The following is a 20,991-nucleotide window of genomic DNA, read 5'->3' as shown; positions in this document are numbered from 1 at the left end:
TGCTTTTTGCTTTTGGCTGGCATCCGCGATTTCGTATCGGTTTGCTAGCGTTGCCCCTGTGCGGGGCGGCACCTACTTTTCTTTGCAGCGGCAAAGAAAAGTAGGCAAAAGAAAGCCGCTTCAAACCTCCGGTGCCCGCCACCATAACGCCACGGTACACGGTCTTTGAGCGGTCGCGCAGCAACGCAAACACTCCGTAGAAAGCCCGCAGTCAGGCGCGCGCGGCGCGAAAGATGACATCCATCTGGGGCACATTCGGTCGGCTTGTTTTTGCGCGTTTGCCGTCGGTCTGATTGCGGCGTTATGCGCTCCCAACTGTGTGTGGGTTTTCGCACTGTGCGCGGTTGACTGCGGGCTTTCTACAGAGTGCGGACGTTGCTGCGCGACAGCTCAACTGCGGCACGCCGCAGCGCTATCCAGGCAGGCACCGGAGGTTTGAAGCGGCTTTCTTTTGCCTACTTTTCTTTGCCGCTGCAAAGAAAAGTAGGTGCCGCCCCGCACAGGGGCAACGCTAGCAAACCGATACGAAATCGCGGATGCCAGCGCAGCAAAAAGCCCACAAACATTGAATCAGTTAATCGGCCTCCGCGCCATAAACCAGTAAAACACGGCAGCACAACCCGCAATCGCCCCACCAATCACGAACGCAAGCGAATAAGACCCCGTCCGATCGACAATAAACCCGGCGGCAACCGGCGAAAACGCCCCACCAAAATACCCACCAAAATTCTGAATTGAGCTAACGGAAGCGACCATCGAAGACGGCGCGATATCCGCAGCAAGCGCCCACGCATTACCAATCGTCGCAGCGATAAACGCAAGCCCGACAGTCATCAGCACAATCGTCATCACGATCGACTGCGTGAACGGCAGTGCAATCGCGCAAACGGCAGCACCGAGCGAGCAGCACACGATGATGACGCGCTTAGCCCCCATCGCCGACGCCACACCGCGATCGACCAGTTTCGTCGCGACCCAGCCCGCCAGGATTTCGCCCAACGCGCCGCCAAACCACGGAATACTCGCGTACACGCCAAGCTGCGCGAGCGAGATATGAAACCGGTCGAGCAGATACAGCGGCAGGAACACGAGGAACAGATTCCACAGCCAGATCGCGCAGAAGTAGCCGAGAATCATGCCCCACACGCTGCGATGCCCGAACAGCGAGCGCCATTTGATCGACGACGTCGCAAGCGAATGCTCATGTCCGCCGCCGCCCGCCTCGATATACGCGAACTCTTCGCGCGACAGGCGCTTGCTCTGCGCCGGATTGCGATAGAGGAACAGAAACAGAATGGCGAACGCGATGCCGAACGCGCCCGTCACATGAAACAGCGAGCGCCAGCCGAACGCGATCATCAGCGCGACGAGCAAGGCGGGCGCGAGCGCCGGGCCCCACTTCGACGACGAATCCCAGACGCCCGTCGCGAAGCCGCGTTCCTTGCCCGGAAACCACGCTGCCGTGATCTTCGCGGACGTCGGCCAGCACGGCGCTTCGCCCACGGCAAGCAGCACGCGCATCACGATCAGCCCGGAAATCGAGCCGACCACGCCCGTCAGCCACGTCGCGACGCTCCACCAGATCATCCCGATCGCATACGCTTTCTTCGCGCCGAAGCGGTCGATGATCCAGCCTGCGGGCAGTTGCATCACCGCATACGTCCACGCGAACACGGTGCCGAGCAGGCCGATCTGCGTGCGCGTGAGACCGAGATCCTGAATCATGCCGGGCGCCGCGATCGAAAGACTCGCGCGGTCCATGTAGTTGATGATCCCGCCGAGCAGCAGCCAGATCAGCACGTGCCAGCGAAAATTCATGCGCGTCGTGCCTGCCGCCGACGCGCCTGTTGCCGTGAGCTTGTCATCCATTCTGTCTCCTCCTTTCGTTGCCTGCTGTGAACTCTGTGTGGTCCGACTCGATGCTGGCTGGAGTGTTGCGCGTCGGCTTTTCCGATGCCGACGCGCATTTGCACTACGACTTCACTTGCCCCAACGCAGCACCAGCGGATCGAGCTTGCGCGCGATGTCGATCAGTTCGGCGCGCGTGTCGGGATGCATCGGCGGCAGCGGATGGCGCGGGCTTTCGCACGCGATCACGCCGCCTTCTTTCATCAGCGCCTTCGCGGCGAGCAGACCCGTCTGACGGTTCTCGTGATTGATCAGCGGCAGCCAGCGCTGATAGTGCGCAAACGCTTCGTCGCGCTTGCCTTCGCGGAAGAACTCGAGAATCGGGCGAATGCCGTCGGGATAGCCGCCGCCCGTCATCGAACCCGTCGCGCCTGCGTTGAGGTCTGCGAACAGCGTGATCGCTTCTTCGCCGTCCCACGGACCTTCGACTGCTTCGCCGCCCAGACGGATCAGTTCGCGCAGCTTGGCGGCCGCGCCCGGCGTTTCGATCTTGAAGTACGACACCTGCTCGATCTCACGCGCCATGCGTGCAAGGAAGGCCGCCGACAGCACCGTGCCGCTCGCGGGCGCATCCTGAATCATGACGGGGATGTCGATGCCATCCGACAGCCGCGCGTAGAACTCGTAGATCTGCGTCTCTGGCACGCGGAACGTCGCGCCGTGATACGGCGGCATCACCATCACCATCGATGCGCCTTGATCCTGCGCGCGGCGGCTGCGTTCGGTGCACACGGCGCTGCTGTAGTGGCTCGTCGTCACGATGACGGGCACACGGCCCGCGACGTGTTCGAGCATCGTGCGTGTGAGCGTTTCGCGTTCGTCGTCGGAGAGGGCGAACTGCTCGGAGAAGTTCGCGAGAATGCACAGGCCGTCCGAGCCCGCGTCGATCATGAAATCGACCACGCGCTTCTGGCTCTCCAGATCGAGCGCGCCCGTTTCGGTGAAGGTGGTCGGGACCACGGGGAAGATGCCGCGATAGCGGGGAGTGGTTTGCGAGGTCATGGCGTATGTTCCGCTAGAAATGAGTTGAATGTACGGCGCGCATCAGCGCGCAGTCGCCTTCGGTTCGGGCAGCGACGCCCGCACGACGAACGTAATCACGACGGCGAACAGCAGCGTCGCGGACAGGAAATAGAGGCCGGCGGCGAGACTGCCCGTTGCGTCCTTGATGAGACCGATGCCGTACGGCCCCACGTAGCCGCCGAGATTCGCGAGCGAATTGATCGTCGCGATGCCGACGGCGGCGCGCGCGCCCGTCAGGAATTGCCCCGGCAGCGCCCACACCACCGCCTGAATCGAATACAGCGAAAACGCCGTCAGGCAGATGAACAGGAATTGCAGCGCGGGCGAAGGTGCCCATGCGCTCAACGCCATCGTAATCGCCGCGAAACCCGACACGACAACGATATGCCAGTATCGTTCGCGCTTCCGATCCGAATGACGCGGCACGACACACAGCCCGACGACTGCGAACAGATAAGGCACGGCGGACAGCAAGCCCGTCGTTGCGTCGCTGACACCGAAGGCCTTGATGATCGTCGGCAGCCACAGCGAGAGTCCGTAGATGCTCAACGGAAACGGCAGGAACAGCAGCGCGAGCAGCAGCACGCGTTTGTCCTTCAGCGCCGCGAGCGGATTGCCGTGCGACTTCAGGCCGTATGACGCGCTATCCGCTGCGAGTTCGCGTTCGATCCACGCGCGATCCGCCGCAGGAAGCCACTTTGCATTAACGGGCGACTCGGGCAGCAGACGCAGCGTCGGCACGCACAGCAGCACCGCCGGCAAGCCGCTCAGCACGAACAGCGTCTGCCAGTTCGACAGGCCGAACACGCCATGCGTCGACAGCACGAAGCCCGCGATCGGTCCCGTCAGAATCCCGGCGAGCGGTTGCGCGAGCACCAGCAAGCCGATGATGCGCGCGCGATGCCGCATCGGAAACCACTTCGTGAGGAAGTACAGAATGCCCGGATACAGACCCGCTTCCGCTGCGCCGAGCAGAAAGCGCAGCACGTAGAAGCTCGTCGGTCCGTTCACGAGCGCCATCGCTATCGTGATGACGCCCCACGTCGCCAGAATGCGCGCGAACCACACGCGCGCGCCGAAGCGTTCTAGCGCGAGATTGCTCGGCACTTCGCACAGGAAGTAGCCGATGAAGAAGAGGCCCGCGCCGAGGCCATATGCGGCGTCGCTGATGCCGACAGCTGCGTTCATGTGCAGCTTCGCGAAGCCGACCACCGAGCGGTCGATATACGCGACGACGTAAATCAGCGCGAGAAAGGGAATCAGCCGTCGAACCAGCAGATTCATGATCCGCTGTTCGTCGGCCTGTGCCGCGCCTGTGCCCGCATCGGCCACGGGCGTGGCCTGCTGCGCGCTGGCGTAGGGTGTGGTCATTGCAATGTCTCCAATGTCTGTCGTTATGCGCCGGCTGTGTTTCGTTTTAACGGCCGGCGTCCCCGCAAATCAGCCTTCGTAACGTCCCGCGACACGCCGATGCACGCCGAGCGGATTCGCGTCGCGCAATGCTTCAGGCACGAGCGCGGCGGGCAGGTTCTGGTAGCACACGGGCCGCATGAAGCGCTCGATAGCTGCCGTGCCGACCGACGTGCTGCGGCCATCTGAAGTCGCCGGGAACGGGCCGCCGTGAACCATCGCGTCGCACACTTCGACGCCCGTCGGAAAGCCGTTCGCGAGAATGCGGCCTGCCTTGCGTTCGAGTATCGGCAGCAACGACTGCGCGGCTTGCTGATCGGCGTCGTCGAGATGCAGCGTGATCGTCAACTGGCCTTCGATCCGGTTCAGCACCGTGCGCAACTCGTCTGCGTTTGCGCATTCGACGAGCACGCTGCAAGGACCGAATACTTCATCGGCGAGCGTGTGATCGGCGAGCAGGCTCTGCGCGCTCACGCGAAACAGCGCGGCTTGCGCGCGACGGCTCCCCGCTTCGGGCGCCTTCCCGCGCGCCAGCGTCGTCACAGCAGGATTCGATGCGAACCGTTCGATGCCCGACTCGTAAGTGCGCAGAATGCCGCCCGTCAGCATGACGCCCGCCGACGCTTCTGACAGCGTCTGCGCGGCCGTTGCAGCGAAGCGCTCGAAACCTTCGCCCGCGATGCCGAGCATCAAACCCGGATTCGTGCAGAACTGGCCGCAGCCCAGCGTCGTCGACACGACGAAATCGCGCGCGAGCGACTCGGCGCGTGCGTCGAGTGCAGCGGGCATCAGCAGATTCGGATTCACGCTGCTCATTTCCGCGTAGACGGGAATCGGCTCGGCGCGCGCGGCGGCGATCGCCATCAGCGCGCGTCCGCCTGTACGTGAACCCGTGAAGCCAACAGCCTTGATCGCCGGATGCGCGACGAGCGCTGCGCCGACTTCGTAGCTCGCGTCGAACAGCATCGAGAACACGCCTTCGGGCAACTGCGCGTGCCGCACGGCTTCCTGAATCGCGCGGCCCACGAGTTCCGACGTGCCGGGATGCGCGGGATGCGCCTTCACGACGACGGGACAACCGGCTGCAAGTGCCGCCGCCGTATCGCCGCCCGCGACGGAAAACGCGAGCGGAAAATTGCTTGCACCGAACACGGCGACAGGGCCGATGCCGATGCGCTGAAAACGCAGATCGGTACGAGGCGGCTGTCGTTCGGGCAACGCGGGCTCGATGCGCGCGTCGAGTGCGTCGCCACTGCGCACGAGTGCCGCGAACATGCGCAACTGGTTCGCGGTGCGTGCGCGCTCGCCTTCGAGACGCGCACGCGGCAAGCCCGATTCGCTCATCGCGCGTTCGATCAGCGCGTCGCCGAGCGCTTCGATACGCGCTGCTGCATCGTCGAGAAAGCGTGCGCGTTGCTCGGCGGCCAGCGTGCGGTAAGTGTCGAATGCGTTTTCAGCAAGTGTGCAGGCTTCGTCGACATCGCCTGCTTGTGCGCTGTTGTACGTCGGCGTCGGCAGTGCTTGTTCGCTGGCGGCGTCGATCGCGTGAAATTCAGCGCCCTGGCCGCGTCGCGTGCGTGCGCCGATCAGCAGTTCACCCGTCAGATTCATGTTCTCTCCTTGATGCTTCAATGTTCGATGCTCAATGCGAATGGCGCGGCACGCCTGCGCCCCGGCAGCCGACGAGGAAGTCCAGATCGCAACCTTCGTCCGCCTGCAAAACGTGATCGATATACAGGCGCTGATAACCGCCACCTGCGGGCATCTCGGGCGGCATGTGCTGTTCCAGCCGTCGCGCGAGTTCTTCATCGCTGATATCGACGCGCAACGTGCCCGCGTCGCAATCGAGTTCGATCCAGTCGCCGTCCTGCACAGCGGCGAGCGGCCCGCCGTCGGCGGCTTCCGGCGTCACGTGCAAGACCACCGTGCCGTATGCAGTGCCGCTCATCCGTGCATCGGAGATGCGCACCATGTCCTTCACGCCCTGGCGCAGCAGCTTCGGCGGCAAGCCCATGTTGCCGACTTCCGCCATGCCCGGATAACCTTTCGGTCCGCAGTTCTTCATCACGAGCACCGAATTCGCGTCGACGTCGAGCGTTTCGTCGACGATGCGTTCCTTGTAGTGCTCGAAGTTCTCGAACACGACGGCGCGGCCACGATGTTTCAGCAACTCCGGTGTCGCCGCAGAAGGCTTCAGCACCGCGCCGCGCGGCGCGAGATTGCCGCGCAGCACGCGGATGCCGCCGTCTTTCACGAGCGGCTTGTCGAGCGGACGGATCACTTCGTCGTTGTAGATCGGTGCGTCCATCACGTTGTGCCACAGCGCCTTGCCGTTCGCGGTGATCGCGCCCGGATGCGGCAGCAGATCCGCTTCGCCCAGACGCCGCAGCACGGCGGGCAGACCGCCCGCGTAATAGAACTCTTCCATCAGGAAACGGCCCGACGGCATCAGATCGACGATGGTCGGCGTATTGCGGCCGATACGCACCCAGTCGTCCAGATCGAGCTTCACGCCGATACGCCCGGCAATCGCCTTCAGATGAATCACCGCATTGGTCGAGCCGCCGATCGCCGCATTCACGCGAATCGCGTTCAGAAACGCTTCGCGCGTGAGGATCTTCGACAGCGTGAGCCCTTCATGCGCCATCTCGACGATGCGCATGCCCGACATGTGCGCGAGCACGTAGCGGCGCGCATCGACGGCGGGAATCGCGGCGTTGTGCGGCAGCGACGTGCCGAGCGCTTCCGCCATGCAAGCCATCGTCGATGCCGTGCCCATCGTGTTGCAGGTGCCCGCCGAGCGCGACATGCCCGCTTCCGCCGACAGGAACTTGTGCAGATCGATCTCGCCCGCCTTCAGCGATTCGTGCAACTGCCACACGGCCGTGCCAGAACCGATGTCCTTGCCGTCGAGCTTGCCGTTCAACATCGGGCCGCCCGTCACGACGATCGCGGGCACGTCGCAACTGGCCGCGCCCATCAGCAGCGCGGGCGTGGTCTTGTCGCAGCCGGTCAGCAGCACGACAGCGTCGATCGGATTGCCGCGAATCGCTTCTTCGACGTCCATCGCCGCGAGATTGCGCGTGAGCATCGCGGTCGGGCGCAGATTCGATTCGCCATTGGAAAACACGGGGAATTCGACGGGGAAACCGCCCGCTTCGTAGATGCCGCGCTTCACGTGCTCGGCGATCTTGCGAAAGTGCGCGTTGCACGGCGTGAGTTCCGACCACGTATTGCAGATGCCGATTACCGGGCGTCCGTCGAATTCGTGATCGGGGATGCCCTGATTCTTCATCCAGCTTCGATACATGAAGCCGTTCTTGTCGGCCGTGCCGAACCATTGGGCCGAACGCAGCTTCGATTTCTTATCCGACATGCTTACTTCCTGAAGGCAAGTGCTGATGTGCTGAACCGCCGATCCGACGCTGCCTGCGCAGTGCTTTTAAATGGCGAAAGTCGTGATCGCGGATCATGGGAAAAGAAAAGTGTACGAAGCGGTCTGATATCTTTCTAATGAAAATTGGCGTCTAACTGATATCGCTTTAATTATTGGTATTAACCCCTATGCTCGATTCGAACCCCTGGTACGTCCGCACGCGCCTGAAGACGCGCCAATTGCTGCTGCTCGTTGCGCTCGACGAGGAAGGCAATATCCACCGTGCCGCCGACGCGCTCAGCATGTCGCAGCCCGCCGCGTCGAAGCTGTTGCGCGAACTCGAAGAGATGCTGGACGCGCCGCTGTTCGAGCGGATGCCGCGCGGCATGCGGCCCACGCTGTACGGCGACGTGATGATTCGTCACGCGCGTTCGGTGGTCGGCAGTCTCGATCAGGCACGCGAAGAAGTGCTCGCGCTGAAATCGGGGCAACTCGGGCGCGTGGCCGTCGGCACGATTACGTCGCCGGCTGTGAGCCTGCTGCCTGCCGCCATCGCGCAGGTCAAGGCGACGCATCCGGGCCTGAGCGTGAGTGTCGAGATCGACAGCAGCAACGTGCTGCTCGAAAGTCTCGCGCAGGACAAGCTCGATCTCGTGATCGGCCGGCTTTCCGCTGAACATGACAAGCTGCATCTGCGCTACGAGCCTCTCGCTGAGGAACAGGCGCTCGCCGTCGCCCGTTCGGGTCATCCGTTGCTGGCGGCGCAGTCGCTGACGCTTTCGGACGTCGTCGATGCGTCGTGGGTCGTGCCGCCCGCGCAAAGCGTGCTGCGCCATCGCTTCGAGCTGATGTTCCAGCGTCAAAGCCTCGCGCCGCCGTCCAACGTGGTCGAAAGCGCGGAACTGCTGTTCGTCACGAGCCTGCTGTCGCAAAGCGACATGCTCGCCGTGCTGGCCGCCGAAGTCGCGCATTACTACGCCGCGCATGGCCTGCTGCAGATCCTGCCGCTCGACATGCCGCTGCGCATGGACGACTTCGGCATCATCACGCGCACCGGGCAGTTGCTGTCGCCTGCTTCGACGCAGGTCGTGCGCGCGTTGAAGGAGGTGGCGGGCACGCTGTACGGCGCGCTTGCGTGAAGCGTGTGATGCGTGACGCTCAATACGTCGCGCGTCCGCCCGACAGATCGAACACCGCGCCCGTCGTGAACGAGTTTTCCGCCGACACGAGCCACGCGACCATCGCGGCGATTTCGTTCACTTCGACAAAGCGCCCGCGCGGAATCTTCGACAGCATGTAGTCGATATGCTGCTGCGACATCTGCTCGAAGATGCGCGTGCGCGCCGCGGCGGGCGTGATCGCGTTGACGGCGATGTCGAGTTGCGCGGTTTCCTTGCCGAGACTCTTCGTGAGCGCAATCACGCCCGCTTTCGCCGCGCTATACGCGCTCGCATTCGGATTGCCTTCCTTGCCCGCGATCGACGCGATGTTGACGATGCGCCCATAGCCGCGCGCGATCATCGTCTTCACGACGGCCTGGTTCACATGAAAGGCTGCGTTCAGATCGACGTCGATCACGCGCGACCATTCTTCCGGCGCGTAATCGGCGACCGTTGCGTTCGCGCCTGCGATGCCCGCGCTGTGCACGAGAATGTCGATCGCGCCGAGATGCGCAACGCTCGCTTGCGTGGCTGCGTGCACGTCGTCGCGCTGCGTGAGATCCACGAGCACGGTCTGAACGTCGCCGAAACGTGCAAGGCCCGCCTTCGCTTCGGCGAGCGCGGCTTCGTCGCGGTCCCACAGTGCGACGCGCGCGTGGCCCTGCAACAACCGCTCCGCGACCGCATAGCCGATTCCCTGCGCACCGCCCGTGACGACGGCGGCGCGCTGCGTGAAGTCGTACTGGTTCATGCGCGCGCTCCCTGTTATGCCGCGACGGTACGCTGCTGCTGTTCGCCGAGCCCTTCGATGCCGAGGCGCATCGTCTGCCCGGCACGCAGATAGACGGGCTCCGGCTTCTGGCCCATGCCGACGCCCGGCGGCGTGCCCGTCGAGATGACGTCGCCCGGTTGCAGGCTCATGAAGCGGCTCAGGTACGAGACGATATGCGCGACGTTGAAGATCATCGTGCTGGTGTTGCCGTTCTGATAGCGCTTGCCGTCCACTTCGAGCCAGAGGGCGAGACGCTGCGGATCGGGGATTTCGTCGGCGGTGACGAGCCACGGACCGATCGGACCGAACGTGTCGCAGCCCTTGCCTTTGTCCCATGTGCCGCCGCGCTCGATCTGATATTCGCGCTCGGAAACGTCGTTGATCACGCAATAGCCCGCGACGTGGCTGAGCGCGTCGGCTTCCTCGATGTACGTGCCGCCCTTGCCGATCACGACACCGAGTTCGACTTCCCAGTCGGTCTTCTGCGAGCCGCGCGGAATGCGCACGTCGTCGTTCGGACCGACGACAGCCGACGTCCACTTGCCGAACACGACGGGTTCGGCGGGCACGGGCAGATTCGATTCGGCGGCGTGGTCTGCGTAGTTGAGCCCGATGCAGATGAACTTGCCGATGCGGCCCACGCATGCGCCGATGCGCTCTTCTGCGCTAACGATGGGCAGCGCGTTGACGTCGAGCCCGCGCAGCTTTTCCAGCGCTTCGGGCAACAGCGTCAAACCGGCGATATCGTCGATAACGCCGGACAGGTCGCGAATTGCGCCGCTGCCGTCGAGAATGCCGGGCTTTTCATGACCGGGCGCGCCATATCGCAGCAATTTCATGAGGTTCCTCGTCTCCAGGTTGACTGATCTACATTGCGTCTGCCGCACAATGTAGGGAAACGGGGCGTGGTTGAATAATGAAAGCTGTTGCCGGGGTGATAACTTCGAGTTATCGGGCCCGGTGCTTTATCCAAGGAGGAGGTGCTTTTGTTTTCAGACTCGAAGATTCCACGCGAAACGATCCAGGCTTATCTGGAAACCGAATACATCGCGTTTGGCGACCCGCCCACGACTTTACGAATCGGCGAAACCAGCGCGGCGTTAGCGGCTCTGCACAAAGCTTACGGCGTCAATTGCAGCGCATTCATCACCGGCTGCAATCCCTATAGCGAGCATCGCACACCCGAGTTCAACGCCGAACGCCAACAGGCCCTGGCACGTGATCTGGAACAGTTGGGACTTGTCGCTATCGACGGCATCGGCAAGCATCCGTCGAACGACTGGCCCGGCGAGGCGAGTTTTCTTGTACCGGGACTCTCGCTTGAAACCGCAAAGGCGCTCGCCACGAAATATGGTCAGAACGCGATTGTCTGGTCGGTGGAAGACGCCACGCCTCAACTCGTTCTTTTGCGTTGAGTCGCGCGCGCACCGCCCGAAGGAAGAAGCCATTTGTCGATCGCGGCCTTCATCGACGGCACGGCGACTCTGAAGAGCTTGCGCATGCCTTCGTCGCAACCCACTCTGTTTTCGACGTTGTGCACCATCGTCTCCATCACCGACTCGGGATACAGATCGACAAACGACGGCAGCACGCCTTGCTCCGCGAACACGTGATGCAGATACGAGCCCGCAGGCGGGCCGATTCTCTTGAACAGCCCCATCTTGACCACACGGTTATTCCACAGATGCAGCGTATAGGCGTTCGAGCAGAGCAGCGCGCACTCGTCGGCGAAGCGCGGCAGAAACACCTTGTAGTAGTCGTCGAAATGAACGGGATAGAAGTATGAGGGCGCATACGTGTCCACAACGCCATATACGGAAGTCAACAGACGCGGGCCAGTGTCGCCCCAATTGATCGGCAGTTCCTTGATGGCGTCGACGCGATGTATCAGCGTCGGCAAACGCGCATCCTGCGGATCGAGACGCAAGATCGCGGTGCACGCGCTGTCAGCCGTCTCGCGGCCGATCAGATTGAAGGACTCGCGAAGGTCGAATGCCTTGAGCAGCAGCATATCCGTATCGACCCATGTCTCTTCCGCCTTCGCGAACATCATGTAGCGGAAGTAGTCGGTGAAATGCGCCATCGAAGGCAGTCCGTTCAGTCTGAAATGCTGCGTCGTTTCGATCGGCAAGATGCGTCTGGCGTCCCTGATTTGAATACCTGACGGCACGTTTGCAGGTTTTTCATAGCAATAGAGAGACCTCGTTGCCATAAGCCGTGAATGACGCGAGACATGCATGTTCGTACGGCGACAGTTCCGGACCATGCCAGAACGACGCGAACTTCACTTCGCTCATTCTTTGTCCTCTGTTTCGATCACGCGTTGAAAGGCGAATGCGGAGCCACTGCGGTGCAACTGCGCGAATGCAAACAGCAATAACAGCGCCACCGCTTTCCGCTGATCTTAGAGAGGACACATGCAAAAGGCGCCAGGCGCGGCGCGAATCGCGTGATGATTGGCGCGTGCTGCGCGAGGGAAATGCCACGCGTCACGCGTGCGGATCAATCCGCAAGCGAACCGAAATCGGTGTGCGAGCTGAGCGCCGCTGCAACGTGTTCCGGTTTATCCGACTTCCGCATGCTGTCGAACATATGGGCGGGCGCGGCTGTCATCGATGCCGCTGCGTTGAGCACCGAGCCCGCCGCCGTCATCGCGCCATCGCGGAACTCGCCGTTCATCGCGTGCTTGAGCGCGTCCTTGCCGAATCCGACGCTCTCCGTCATGTGTGCACCGACGAGATGCTGGCTGCCTTCGTGAAGCCCCTGCAGATTGCCGATCACGCCATCATGCGACGACTGCGTGATACCGAACTTGTTGTCCTGCAACCCCTGGCTTACCAGATGAACGGCATGCGGGTAATAACTCGCGCCCGGCTTGGCGGCATATTCGGCCGCTGTCTGCGTGACATTCGGCCGGAGTTCGTCGGGGCTCTTCGACGCAGCACCGCCCGCCGATTTGCCGAACTTCGTGTTCTTGTGCCCGCCCGGCTTGTCGATCTCGTTGAACATGCCGAGCGCAGCGGGCATGGTCTTTTGCTTCGACGGGGCATGTTGGGTCTTCGGCGCATTCGAGGAAGTCGCCGCCGATGACGCTGCCGTATTCGCAACGTGCGATGTCTTTGGGAGGCCGTGAACAGGCATTGTCGTCTCCGATAGAAAGCGAAAGAAAAGGCTCTTCGCGAGCCGCATTGCCCGGAGTGTAGGTAGCGGCGTAGCGGCGAGCGCGCATCGACGCGAAACCGCCCGGCAAAAAACGAAGTTGGGATCGCGCGATCCGTCACCCTTTAAAACGCGGACAAAATCGCTCCGCATCGAGAATATTTTTTCGCGCGATCCCCGTCCATACGAGGCGCATTCTTCTTGCGCCGAACCCCGCCTGCTGTGCCTCGACGAGCCCCAGCCACAACCGCTAGCGGAGCGAAAACGGTTTTCAGCCGGCTATTTGTCAGAAGATTCAACTTATTTCACGTGACCCTCTAACGTCCGCCCTGCTTTGTGCCGACAGCCAGGTATCAATTACATCAGCGCAAGGACAGTCGGGAATAAGTTACCGATTTTCCGATTCTCTTCTCCCGCTTCACCAGGCGAGAAAAGAACAGTCGAAGTCCTTTTTCTGAGCGTATTTCGATAACGCATTGCGGCGCCCGGGTGGCACTCCGCAGTCGCTCGCAGATCGATTCGCACCATCAGGCACTTAATCAGGATTCCAAATCACACGCGGATTCCCTGATTGCCGCGACGCGACTCGGCAATGACCACCTGACACTTTTTCGCCGGGATTCCCGGCGGCGGACTTTTTTGTGACCAATCGACGTCAATTTCTCGGCGGCCTGGCAGCGCTCGGCGGCAGCTACGTTTTAACGGCATGCGGAGGCGGCGGCTCCGACCTCGGCGCTGACGGCAGCGCCGTCGTCAAGGCCATGAGCAAGACGGCCGCTAACGCATCGGCGAACGGCACGACCGTCCCTCCGGCCAATTCGATCATCGACTATCAGGGCTCCGTCTGGACGCTGACGGGCGGCTCGGTTTACAAGGACGGCGTGAAAGCCGGCAACAACTACAACGTCGTGTTGATGCTCTGGTTCGGCGGCGGCGTCTACCATCAGGGAACGGGCGGCCAGTTCTACGGATGGAACGGCACGACGTGGATCGCATGCAACGATCCGCGGATGGGCGGCACGTCTGCGGACGGCACGACGATCCCGTCGGCGTCGTACATCATCGACAAGGCCGGCGCGGTATGGACGGTCGTGGGCGGCGTCATCTATCGCAACAACAAGACGGTCGGCAACACGTACAACGTGACGCTGCTGCTGTGGTACGGCGGCAAGATCTGGCATCGCGGCACAGGCAGCCAGTTCTATGTGCTCAGCGACGTCAGCACCAGCTGGCTGCCGTGCACCGATCCGCGCATCGCCATCGCGGCGACTGCGGGCACGTTCTACGGCGTCAACGGCCACTACGACTATCGCTACACGCCTGCGCAGATCGTAGCGATCATGAAGAGCAGCGGATGCACGACGTATCGCGTGGGCTGCACCGACAATCCGGTGCAGCTGAATGCCGTCGTGAAGCTCGCGCAGGCGTTCCAGTCGGCGGGATTGACGCTGTTCGTGCTGATCAACCAGGGCATCTACGACAACAACCGCACGCTGCTGGCAAACGAATCCGTCGCGTACAACCGCGGCAAAGCGTGCGCGGCGGTCGTCGCGACAGCGCTCGCGCCGTACGGCGTGACGATGTACGAATGCGGCAACGAGTTGACGCGCGAGAACGACATCATCCTCGACTTCACCAATGCAGGAACCAAGGCCGTCGACTTCAGCAACACCAACTGGCCGGTGATGCGCGGCGTGATGCGCGGGATGATCGACGGCGTGAAGTCGGTGCAACCGGCGGCGAAGTGCGGCATCAACTTCTGCGTGGCCGACATCGGCGCGGCCGATGCGTTGTGGGACGGCATGCAGCCGGACGGCAGCGGCGGCTATCCGAAGGTGCGCTGGGACATGACGACGTGGCACAACTACGAAGTCTATGGCGACATCTTCAATATCGGCACGGACGGCGCGGGCCCCGGCTTCGATCTGCCGACGTACTGCAAGGCCCGCTACGGCGTGCCGTTCCTGATCACCGAGTGGAACACGGGCCCGGAAAGCTCGCAGGCCTATCGCGCGACCTACATCGGCACGCAGTTTGCCAACTTCTTCAAGGCTCGAAAGACCAAAAACGTGCAGTCGGTGATGTACTACGTGCTCGATAGCGGCGACGCGACGTACGGTCTGATGGTCGAGGGCGTCGCGCTGACCCAGCCGTATGGCGCCTTCACCGGCTTCATCGCGGGCAATCCCGACGTGTAATCGTTTGCAGGCGGGCGTCATCCGGGAAACGGCTGACGCCCGCCTGCTTTTGGACGAGTCTGTCAAGATGCGCGCTGCGTGAACTGACCGTTTGTGCCGAAAACACACACCGTATTTTTTCTCTGATCATGCCGCAAACGATTGCTTATACTCTGTGCACCTCTTTCTCCGAGGCGCACTGTATGTGGCAGGAATCGCTTCAATATTTCCAACGAATCAGCTTGAATGCGCCGATTACTCTGGCGCTGGCATCGGGAGCGATCGGCTCCTGCATCACCCTTGTCTGGGTCTCCGTGCGCGACGCGCGCGAGCGCAGGCGTCAGCGGCGCGATACCGCGCTGGAACTCGCCCTGTCGCTGGAAAGCTACGCGCGCACCTGCCGGACGATGATGCACAAGGCCGCGTGGGCCGCGGCGAAACCCGTCGGTCCCATGAGCCTCGAAGCCATCGAAGGCGTGTCCATTCCTGCGTTTGCGTATCCGGACAAGCTCGCGTGGCCCGTCCTGAATCGAAAGGTCATTTCCGAATTGCGCGAGTATCCCGCGATGGTGCACGCCGCCCGCGAGTACCTCGAAGCGTTCCGCGAACTCGGCGAGCCGCTCGATCTTTGCAGCCGCGTCGAATACGAATGCGCGAAGCTGGCCACCTTCGCGCTGGCGCTAGCCCGCGCCACGCGCCGACGCCATGGCGCGGCCGCATGGAAGCCGGGTGCGAAAGATTCCGCGATGGAACGCGAACTCCTCGACTTCATCGCGAGCGCTGAAGAGAAGCGCAAGGCGTCGCTCGAACGTCGCGCGGAATTCTCCGCTGAGCGCCGCTCCGATGCGCAACCGTTCAATCAGGCCTTGAGCGCCTAAAAAAATAAAGGAGCGGCGGCACACGCCGCTCCGTTCCACATCAAACAGATCACGCCATCGTCTTCTTTGACGATACGGTCAGGCATCCATTTCGCGAGCGCCGTTTCAAAGCGAAACCGGCTCAACACTGTTTTCCAAAACGCACTACGTCAGTCTCATAGAAACGACATCGCGGTTTCTCCCATTCGTTTCGCCGATTACGCACGAATCCAGCAAGTGAGCCTTCCTGCCAGACGCCTTATTCTCCAGAACTTCGCTGACTAGACTTGGCATCAACGTTGACGCACTGCTGTTCAACGAACTTTCGATCCCTGATCTGTTACTGGAGAAATGTCATGAAAACCAAGCTCGTCGCCGCCGCCCTTCTTGCCGCTACTGCATTCGTTTCGGCTCCTGTGTTCGCGAGCGGCTTCGGTCCCGCTCCGTACTACAACCCCGAAGCAGGCGCACCGGCTTCGCAGCGCGGCCCGGTTGCTCAAGCGGCCCAAACGGGCGATAACGCCGCAAACTCATACGGCGGTGTCGCGTCGGGCACGTCGCAGGCAGGCGGCCTGTTCCACAAGCGCAGCACGGGTAACGATTCGTGCGTGGGCCCCGTCAGCTACTGCAACATCTACTTCGGCAGCTAAGCATTCATGCGTGCGCTCACGCTCGACATGAATCGCTCTTTACGTCAGCGGCCCGCTTCAATCCGAAGCAGCTGCTGACGCACATCACATCCACTTTCCCCGCTTCAATCTTCGATCGCTCGCCAATCGCGACACGCGCTTTCCCTCCCCGTAAAAACATGTGATGCTGAGGACCGGCTCTTGCTGCGCAGCTCATGAACGGGAGGCGATCATGATCAGACTTTTTGGCATCCTGGCCCTGGCAGTGACCGTCGCGGGATGCGTTGCAGCCCCGCCCTATCAGAGCAGCGACCCCGCATATGGTCCCGGTTATTACGCGCCTGGTCCTGCCATCGGCGTGGGCGTGGGAGGCGGCAGCTTCGGCGGCGGAGTGGGTGTCGGCGTGGGCGTGGGGTTCTGAACCGGCATTCGAGCCGGCAGCAGCATGGGAACGCTTTATGCGGACGATGAATCTCATCGTCCCTCGTGCAGGTCTGTCGCATGGAGCGTCATCCGCATAAACAGGCACTGCGACAGGCTCTGCGCAAAAACGGCAAGCGCACCGAACGGCCCGCCCGTTCATGGGCCGCCGACGTCGGCCCCGGCCTCGCGACAATCGGCTCGGACAACGATCCCAGCGGCATCGCCACGTATACGCTCGCGGGCGCGTGGTATCGCTTTGACCTGCTGTGGGTGTGCGTGCTGACCTATCCGTCGATGGTCGCGCTGCAGCTGATTTCCGCGCGCGTCGCGTCGATCACCAGCAAGGGTTTGACCGACAACATGCGGGAGCACTACGCGCCCGTCTTCTTCTATTTCGCCGTCGCGCGATTCCTGCTCGCCAACACCTTCAACATCGCCGTCGATATCCTCGCGATGGGCACCGCCGCGCGCGCCGTCATGGGCGGTTCCGTCGCGTTGCTGTCGCTGCTGTGCGGCGGCGCATCGCTGATCCTGCAATGGTGCGTGCCCTACGCGCGTTACGCGCGCGTGATCCAATGGCTGACGCTGGGCATGTTCGCGTATGTCGGCGTCATCCTGCTGCTGCACGTGCCGTGGCACACCGTTGCGATCCGCGCGTTCATTCCGCGGATCGTCTGGACCAAGGAGTACACGACGATGATGCTCGCGCTGTTCGGCACCACGGTCAGTCCGTATCTGCTGTTCTCGCAAGCCGAGCAGGAAGTGGAAGAGCGGCAGGAACATGCGTCGTCGAAACCGTCGGCGGGTTCCGATCAGGAATTGCGCAAGCTGCGCAGAGACACGCTGTTGAGAACCGCGCTTTCGAACGCAGCCGCAATCGCGATCATGATTGCATCGGCAGCTGCATTTCAGTTTTCACACCACGCGCCCGGTGAATCCGTAGCGCTCGAACGCGTGCTCGAACCGCTCGCACATGGATTCGCACCACAGGTGCTCGCGCTCGCATTGCTCGGCTCGGCGCTCCTCGCGTTGCCGCCGCTTGCGGGCTCTGCTGCACAGGCAGCCGCGAGTTCGTTCGACTGGCAACACGGCGAAAAGCGCAACACACGCATCGCGGCGTTGCTGCTCGTCATCACCGCGATAGGCGCCGCTGTCGCCATCACGCTGGCGATGATCGGCATCGATCCCGTCATCGCGCTTTACTGGAGCGCACTCGTCAACGGGATGACAATCACGCCCGTGCTCGTGTTGCTCGTGCTGCTGAGTTCGAAGCGCGAAGCGGTGGGCGATCTCGTCGCGCACTGGTCGTTGCGCGTGCTGTGCTGGCTCACCACCATTGCCGCGGGCGCCGCGCTGATTGCACATTCCGTGCTCGAATTCTTTTAGCTTTTATCGTTCGAGCGCGCTATCGCTCCATCGTCAACGCGACATCGGCACGCATGCCTCTAAGAAACTTCGCCATATCGCATTCGTACGATTCGAGCAGCCGATATAGCGTGACACGCGAAATATCCAGTTCGCGCGCCGCATCGGCGACATTCCCGCGATGCCGCAGTAAAGCGCCTTCAATCGCCAGTTGTTCGGCGTGGCGTCGCACCTGATCGAGCGAGCGCACGCGCGCATCGACGCAATGCGAAAGACCCAGATCGCTTGCCGTGATCGTCGGACTGTCGAACAGAACGACCGCGCGCCATACACGGTTACGCAATTCACGCACATTGCCCGGCCAGTCGTGCGCGTATAGCGCGCGCACGGCGTCCTCCGAAAAACCGCGTATCCGTCGATTCGAATCGACGTGCAACTGATCCAGCAGATGCCGAGCCAGCAATTCGACATCGGCGCCACGCGCGCGCAGCGGCGGCTCGCCAAGCTGAAGTACGCTCAACCGATGATAGAGATCTTCGCGGAACCGACCTTCCGCGATCGCCGTGCGTAAATCGACATGGGTCGCGCAAATGATCCTGACGTCGACGGGAATCGTCTGCGACGCGCCGATCCGTTCGATGCTCCGTTCCTGCAGAAAGCGCAACAGCCCCGCCTGGCTTTTGAGCGGCAGATCGGCGATCTCGTCGAGAAACACCGTGCCGCCATTGGCGGCCTCGATGCGCCCCGTCTTGCGCTCGTTCGCACCGGTGAACGCGCCGCGCTCATAGCCGAACAGTTCCGACATGACGAGATGCTCAGGCATCGCGCCGCAATTGATCGCGACGAAGGGCGCATGCCGGCGCGCGGAATGACGATGGATCGACAGCGCGGTCAACTCCTTGCCGGTGCCCGATTCGCCCTGGATCAGCACGGGCGCGTTACATAGCGCGACCTTGCGGATCGCGCGAAAGAGCGAGAGCATCGCGTCGCACGAGCCGATCATTTCGCCGTCGGCGGCGGCCCACGGATCGTGAACGATCGGCTCGGCCAGCGACCACATGCCGCGCGCGTGCCCTATCGCGTGACGGAGTTCGTCAGCGGTTGTGGGCAACGTGACGTAGCTCATGCAGCGGCCGCGCACGAGCGAACGGATCGCGCTGTCTTCCAGTTGCTCGGGCCATAGTACGGCGACCCAGATGACGTCGCGCGTGGCGAGCACTTCAGTGAGCACTTCCAGATCGCGTGGAAACTTCATCGACGCAATATCGATCAGCCCGGCCGCGCCTGCCGCGAATCGCGCGCGTTGCCGGTTGCGCGAACAGATATCCATCCGCTCGATCTTCCAGCCACTCTGCGGCAAGAACGCGTCCGGCAACGCGCGGCTACCACGGCAAACGTGAAAGAGCTTTCTTGTCACCGAATCCATATAACGCCTCTCGGGCCGGTTCTAATCAGAAAGGAAAGCTGATCGCTGCGACAAGAAATAGAAAATGTGCTGTAAAGGAAGTGTCGGCGGATGAAGCTGAAGAACGCCTTAAGATTTACGCCCTATTCCGCGGGCGAAGAGAGATGTGGCCGTCATTCGGCGAAGAAATGTGCGGCACCGCCTAATGAAATGCGAACGCCTTCGTAATGAGAATCAACGGCACGAATAAACATTTCAATTCCATGACCATTGAATTCTTATAGCGCTATTTCAATGAGCTTATAACGGCTTACCAATGCGAAGAACCCAGGCTTCGGGGAGTGAAACGCGTGAGTCCGTCGTTCATCGGATCGAAAGGCGCATCCGGTGAGCCGGGTCTCGGCTTTCTGGGCTGCTCAGGCGAGGAATTGGAGCGCTGGACGGGCGGCAGATAGAAGAATTGCCAGCCCGCGTAAGTCTGCTGTCCTTCGAAGTCTTCGAACTGGCGCGGAAAGCGCGACCGTTTTATCGGCGCGTCGGTCGAACTGCTGTGCAAACCCGCTATCCGTCCCGCCTGATACAGATAGACCCAATCGTTCTGTCCGGTAACGGGATCGGCATAGGCGCGTCGCAGATGATGCTGCGGCTCGGGAAAGCGCGAATCGTTGAGCAGTTCGTCGACGGATGCGGGCAACACGCGGCCTGCACGGTAGTAGCGCAGGATCGCAATGCGGTACTGGTTGCCGACGAACAGCAACTGCTGTTCGGTTTCCCGCTTGCGTTGCAAGGACCAGACATCGAGCGCACCCATCAGCGCAATAGACAGCAGCATCAGCGCGATCAGCAGCGTCAGCATGACGATGCCGCGCTCGCTCGTCCCGTGTGCTTTCGAGCGTTGCACGCCGCCGAAACGCGCCGCCGCCTCGCTCATTGCGCGGCTCCTGCCGCATCGGACGCCGCGCCTTGCGGGCTGCTCGCGGGAAGGATGTCGTAGACGCCCGGCTTCGTATCGTCGGGCGATGCGACGACCGCCCATTTGTCGTCGCCGTTCACCGGGTCGAACGGAATCGCGCGCAGATAGTGACGGGTGACGAGTTCGTCGAGCGTATCGGGGTATGCGCCGTTGTCGCCGTAGAACTTGTCGATCGCGTCGCGCATCACGGCGAGATTCTGCGCGCGCACGTGTTCTTTGCCGCGATCGATGCTGTGCATGTAGCGCGGCAACGCGATCGTCAGCAACAGACCGATGATCGCCATCACGACGACCAGTTCGATCAGTGTGAAGCCCGTATTGCGGCGTCTGGAAGCGATGCGTTTCATGATGACG

The 20,991-nt window shown here is 62.1% G+C and carries 19 protein-coding genes; 7 read left to right on the top strand and 12 right to left on the bottom strand.

Annotation, left to right across the window (positions count from 1 at the left end; all coding sequences use genetic code 11):
* Positions 1-570: 570 nt before the first annotated feature.
* The 5 genes from QEN71_RS31050 to QEN71_RS31030 form a co-directional block, all read right to left on the bottom strand.
* Entirely contained in the window at positions 571-1,869 is a 1,299-nt protein-coding gene (locus QEN71_RS31050; RefSeq protein WP_201646979.1) for an MFS transporter, read from the bottom strand.
* 111 nt (positions 1,870-1,980) lie between these two features.
* On the bottom strand, positions 1,981-2,910 hold the full coding sequence (locus tag QEN71_RS31045; RefSeq protein WP_201646978.1) for a dihydrodipicolinate synthase family protein: 930 nt from the start codon (positions 2,908-2,910) through the stop codon (positions 1,981-1,983).
* Between the two features lie 42 nt (positions 2,911-2,952).
* Positions 2,953-4,302, bottom strand: coding sequence for an MFS transporter (locus QEN71_RS31040; protein ID WP_290468270.1), 1,350 nt, complete (start codon positions 4,300-4,302; stop codon positions 2,953-2,955).
* A 69-nt stretch (positions 4,303-4,371) separates the two neighbouring features.
* The gene (locus QEN71_RS31035) at positions 4,372-5,952 is read right to left on the bottom strand and encodes an aldehyde dehydrogenase (NADP(+)) (RefSeq protein WP_201646977.1); all 1,581 of its coding nucleotides are present in this window, start codon (positions 5,950-5,952) and stop codon (positions 4,372-4,374) included.
* A 31-nt stretch (positions 5,953-5,983) separates the two neighbouring features.
* Positions 5,984-7,717 carry an IlvD/Edd family dehydratase gene (locus QEN71_RS31030; RefSeq protein WP_201646976.1) on the bottom strand — a complete coding sequence of 578 codons (1,734 nt, stop codon included), beginning with the start codon at positions 7,715-7,717 and terminating at the stop codon, positions 5,984-5,986.
* Between the two features lie 188 nt (positions 7,718-7,905).
* On the opposite strand from QEN71_RS31030, the gene QEN71_RS31025 reads away from it, so the two are divergent.
* A complete protein-coding gene (locus QEN71_RS31025; RefSeq protein WP_201646975.1) occupies positions 7,906-8,856 on the top strand; it encodes a LysR family transcriptional regulator in 951 nt (316 codons plus the stop codon).
* Between the two features lie 19 nt (positions 8,857-8,875).
* Here the strand turns inward: QEN71_RS31025 and QEN71_RS31020 are convergent, their stop codons facing one another.
* Both QEN71_RS31020 and QEN71_RS31015 read right to left on the bottom strand, forming a co-directional pair.
* Entirely contained in the window at positions 8,876-9,628 is a 753-nt protein-coding gene (locus tag QEN71_RS31020; protein ID WP_201646974.1) for an SDR family oxidoreductase, read from the bottom strand.
* Between the two features lie 14 nt (positions 9,629-9,642).
* Positions 9,643-10,488 (bottom strand): ureidoglycolate lyase, encoded by an 846-nt coding sequence (locus tag QEN71_RS31015; protein WP_201646973.1) that lies wholly within the window; start codon positions 10,486-10,488, stop codon positions 9,643-9,645.
* Positions 10,489-10,635: 147 nt separating this feature from the next.
* On the opposite strand from QEN71_RS31015, the gene QEN71_RS31010 reads away from it, so the two are divergent.
* Complete coding sequence (locus QEN71_RS31010) at positions 10,636-11,064, top strand: DUF3293 domain-containing protein (protein WP_201646972.1); 429 nt, start codon at positions 10,636-10,638, stop codon at positions 11,062-11,064.
* On the opposite strand, the gene QEN71_RS31005 is transcribed toward QEN71_RS31010, so the two are convergent.
* The gene (locus QEN71_RS31005) at positions 11,043-11,732 is read right to left on the bottom strand and encodes a hypothetical protein (protein ID WP_233471609.1); all 690 of its coding nucleotides are present in this window, start codon (positions 11,730-11,732) and stop codon (positions 11,043-11,045) included. The two genes, QEN71_RS31010 and QEN71_RS31005, sit on opposite strands and share 22 nt — an antisense overlap.
* 419 nt (positions 11,733-12,151) lie before the next feature.
* Positions 12,152-12,676: a hypothetical protein gene (locus tag QEN71_RS31000; protein ID WP_201646971.1), complete on the bottom strand. Its 525-nt coding sequence runs from the start codon at positions 12,674-12,676 to the stop codon at positions 12,152-12,154.
* Positions 12,677-13,449: 773 nt separating this feature from the next.
* Between QEN71_RS31000 and QEN71_RS30995 the strand changes: the two genes are divergently transcribed.
* The 5 genes from QEN71_RS30995 to QEN71_RS30975 all read left to right on the top strand — a co-directional run bounded on the left by QEN71_RS30995 (position 13,450) and on the right by QEN71_RS30975 (position 18,280).
* Positions 13,450-15,006 carry a hypothetical protein gene (locus tag QEN71_RS30995; RefSeq protein ID WP_201646970.1) on the top strand — a complete coding sequence of 519 codons (1,557 nt, stop codon included), beginning with the start codon at positions 13,450-13,452 and terminating at the stop codon, positions 15,004-15,006.
* A gap of 221 nt (positions 15,007-15,227) precedes the next feature.
* On the top strand, positions 15,228-15,863 hold the full coding sequence (locus QEN71_RS30990; RefSeq protein ID WP_233471608.1) for a hypothetical protein: 636 nt from the start codon (positions 15,228-15,230) through the stop codon (positions 15,861-15,863).
* A gap of 335 nt (positions 15,864-16,198) precedes the next feature.
* Complete coding sequence (locus QEN71_RS30985; protein WP_201646968.1) at positions 16,199-16,492, top strand: hypothetical protein; 294 nt, start codon at positions 16,199-16,201, stop codon at positions 16,490-16,492.
* A gap of 211 nt (positions 16,493-16,703) precedes the next feature.
* Positions 16,704-16,892, top strand: coding sequence for a hypothetical protein (locus QEN71_RS30980; RefSeq protein WP_201646967.1), 189 nt, complete (start codon positions 16,704-16,706; stop codon positions 16,890-16,892).
* 80 nt (positions 16,893-16,972) lie between these two features.
* Positions 16,973-18,280 carry an NRAMP family divalent metal transporter gene (locus QEN71_RS30975; RefSeq protein ID WP_201646966.1) on the top strand — a complete coding sequence of 436 codons (1,308 nt, stop codon included), beginning with the start codon at positions 16,973-16,975 and terminating at the stop codon, positions 18,278-18,280.
* 19 nt (positions 18,281-18,299) lie between these two features.
* On the opposite strand, the gene QEN71_RS30970 is transcribed toward QEN71_RS30975, so the two are convergent.
* The 3 genes from QEN71_RS30970 to QEN71_RS30960 form a co-directional block, all read right to left on the bottom strand.
* The gene (locus QEN71_RS30970; protein ID WP_201646965.1) at positions 18,300-19,685 is read right to left on the bottom strand and encodes a sigma-54 dependent transcriptional regulator; all 1,386 of its coding nucleotides are present in this window, start codon (positions 19,683-19,685) and stop codon (positions 18,300-18,302) included.
* Between the two features lie 289 nt (positions 19,686-19,974).
* On the bottom strand, positions 19,975-20,595 hold the full coding sequence (locus tag QEN71_RS30965; RefSeq protein ID WP_201646964.1) for a type II secretion system protein: 621 nt from the start codon (positions 20,593-20,595) through the stop codon (positions 19,975-19,977).
* Entirely contained in the window at positions 20,592-20,984 is a 393-nt protein-coding gene (locus tag QEN71_RS30960; RefSeq protein WP_201646963.1) for a type II secretion system protein, read from the bottom strand. The genes QEN71_RS30965 and QEN71_RS30960 overlap by 4 nt, the downstream gene beginning before the upstream one ends.
* Positions 20,985-20,991 lie beyond the last annotated feature (7 nt).

It is taken from the genome of Paraburkholderia sabiae (assembly GCF_030412785.1).
Classification (GTDB): Bacteria; Pseudomonadota; Gammaproteobacteria; order Burkholderiales; family Burkholderiaceae; genus Paraburkholderia; species Paraburkholderia sabiae.
Note: the sequence above shows the minus strand (reverse complement) of the source record. Positions and strands in the feature narration are given on the sequence as shown.

Coding starts and splice junctions, on each gene's coding strand:
- QEN71_RS31050 (WP_201646979.1), bottom strand. CDS start 1,869: ATGGATGACAAGCTCACGGCAACAGGCGCGTCGGCGGCAGGCACGACG.
- QEN71_RS31045 (WP_201646978.1), bottom strand. CDS start 2,910: ATGACCTCGCAAACCACTCCCCGCTATCGCGGCATCTTCCCCGTGGTC.
- QEN71_RS31040 (WP_290468270.1), bottom strand. CDS start 4,302: ATGACCACACCCTACGCCAGCGCGCAGCAGGCCACGCCCGTGGCCGAT.
- QEN71_RS31035 (WP_201646977.1), bottom strand. CDS start 5,952: ATGAATCTGACGGGTGAACTGCTGATCGGCGCACGCACGCGACGCGGC.
- QEN71_RS31030 (WP_201646976.1), bottom strand. CDS start 7,717: ATGTCGGATAAGAAATCGAAGCTGCGTTCGGCCCAATGGTTCGGCACG.
- QEN71_RS31025 (WP_201646975.1), top strand. CDS start 7,906: ATGCTCGATTCGAACCCCTGGTACGTCCGCACGCGCCTGAAGACGCGC.
- QEN71_RS31020 (WP_201646974.1), bottom strand. CDS start 9,628: ATGAACCAGTACGACTTCACGCAGCGCGCCGCCGTCGTCACGGGCGGT.
- QEN71_RS31015 (WP_201646973.1), bottom strand. CDS start 10,488: ATGAAATTGCTGCGATATGGCGCGCCCGGTCATGAAAAGCCCGGCATT.
- QEN71_RS31005 (WP_233471609.1), bottom strand. CDS start 11,732: ATGGCGCATTTCACCGACTACTTCCGCTACATGATGTTCGCGAAGGCG.
- QEN71_RS31000 (WP_201646971.1), bottom strand. CDS start 12,676: ATGCCCGCTGCGCTCGGCATGTTCAACGAGATCGACAAGCCGGGCGGG.
- QEN71_RS30985 (WP_201646968.1), top strand. CDS start 16,199: ATGAAAACCAAGCTCGTCGCCGCCGCCCTTCTTGCCGCTACTGCATTC.
- QEN71_RS30980 (WP_201646967.1), top strand. CDS start 16,704: ATGATCAGACTTTTTGGCATCCTGGCCCTGGCAGTGACCGTCGCGGGA.
- QEN71_RS30975 (WP_201646966.1), top strand. CDS start 16,973: ATGGAGCGTCATCCGCATAAACAGGCACTGCGACAGGCTCTGCGCAAA.
- QEN71_RS30970 (WP_201646965.1), bottom strand. CDS start 19,685: ATGGATTCGGTGACAAGAAAGCTCTTTCACGTTTGCCGTGGTAGCCGC.
- QEN71_RS30965 (WP_201646964.1), bottom strand. CDS start 20,595: ATGAGCGAGGCGGCGGCGCGTTTCGGCGGCGTGCAACGCTCGAAAGCA.
- QEN71_RS30960 (WP_201646963.1), bottom strand. CDS start 20,984: ATGAAACGCATCGCTTCCAGACGCCGCAATACGGGCTTCACACTGATC.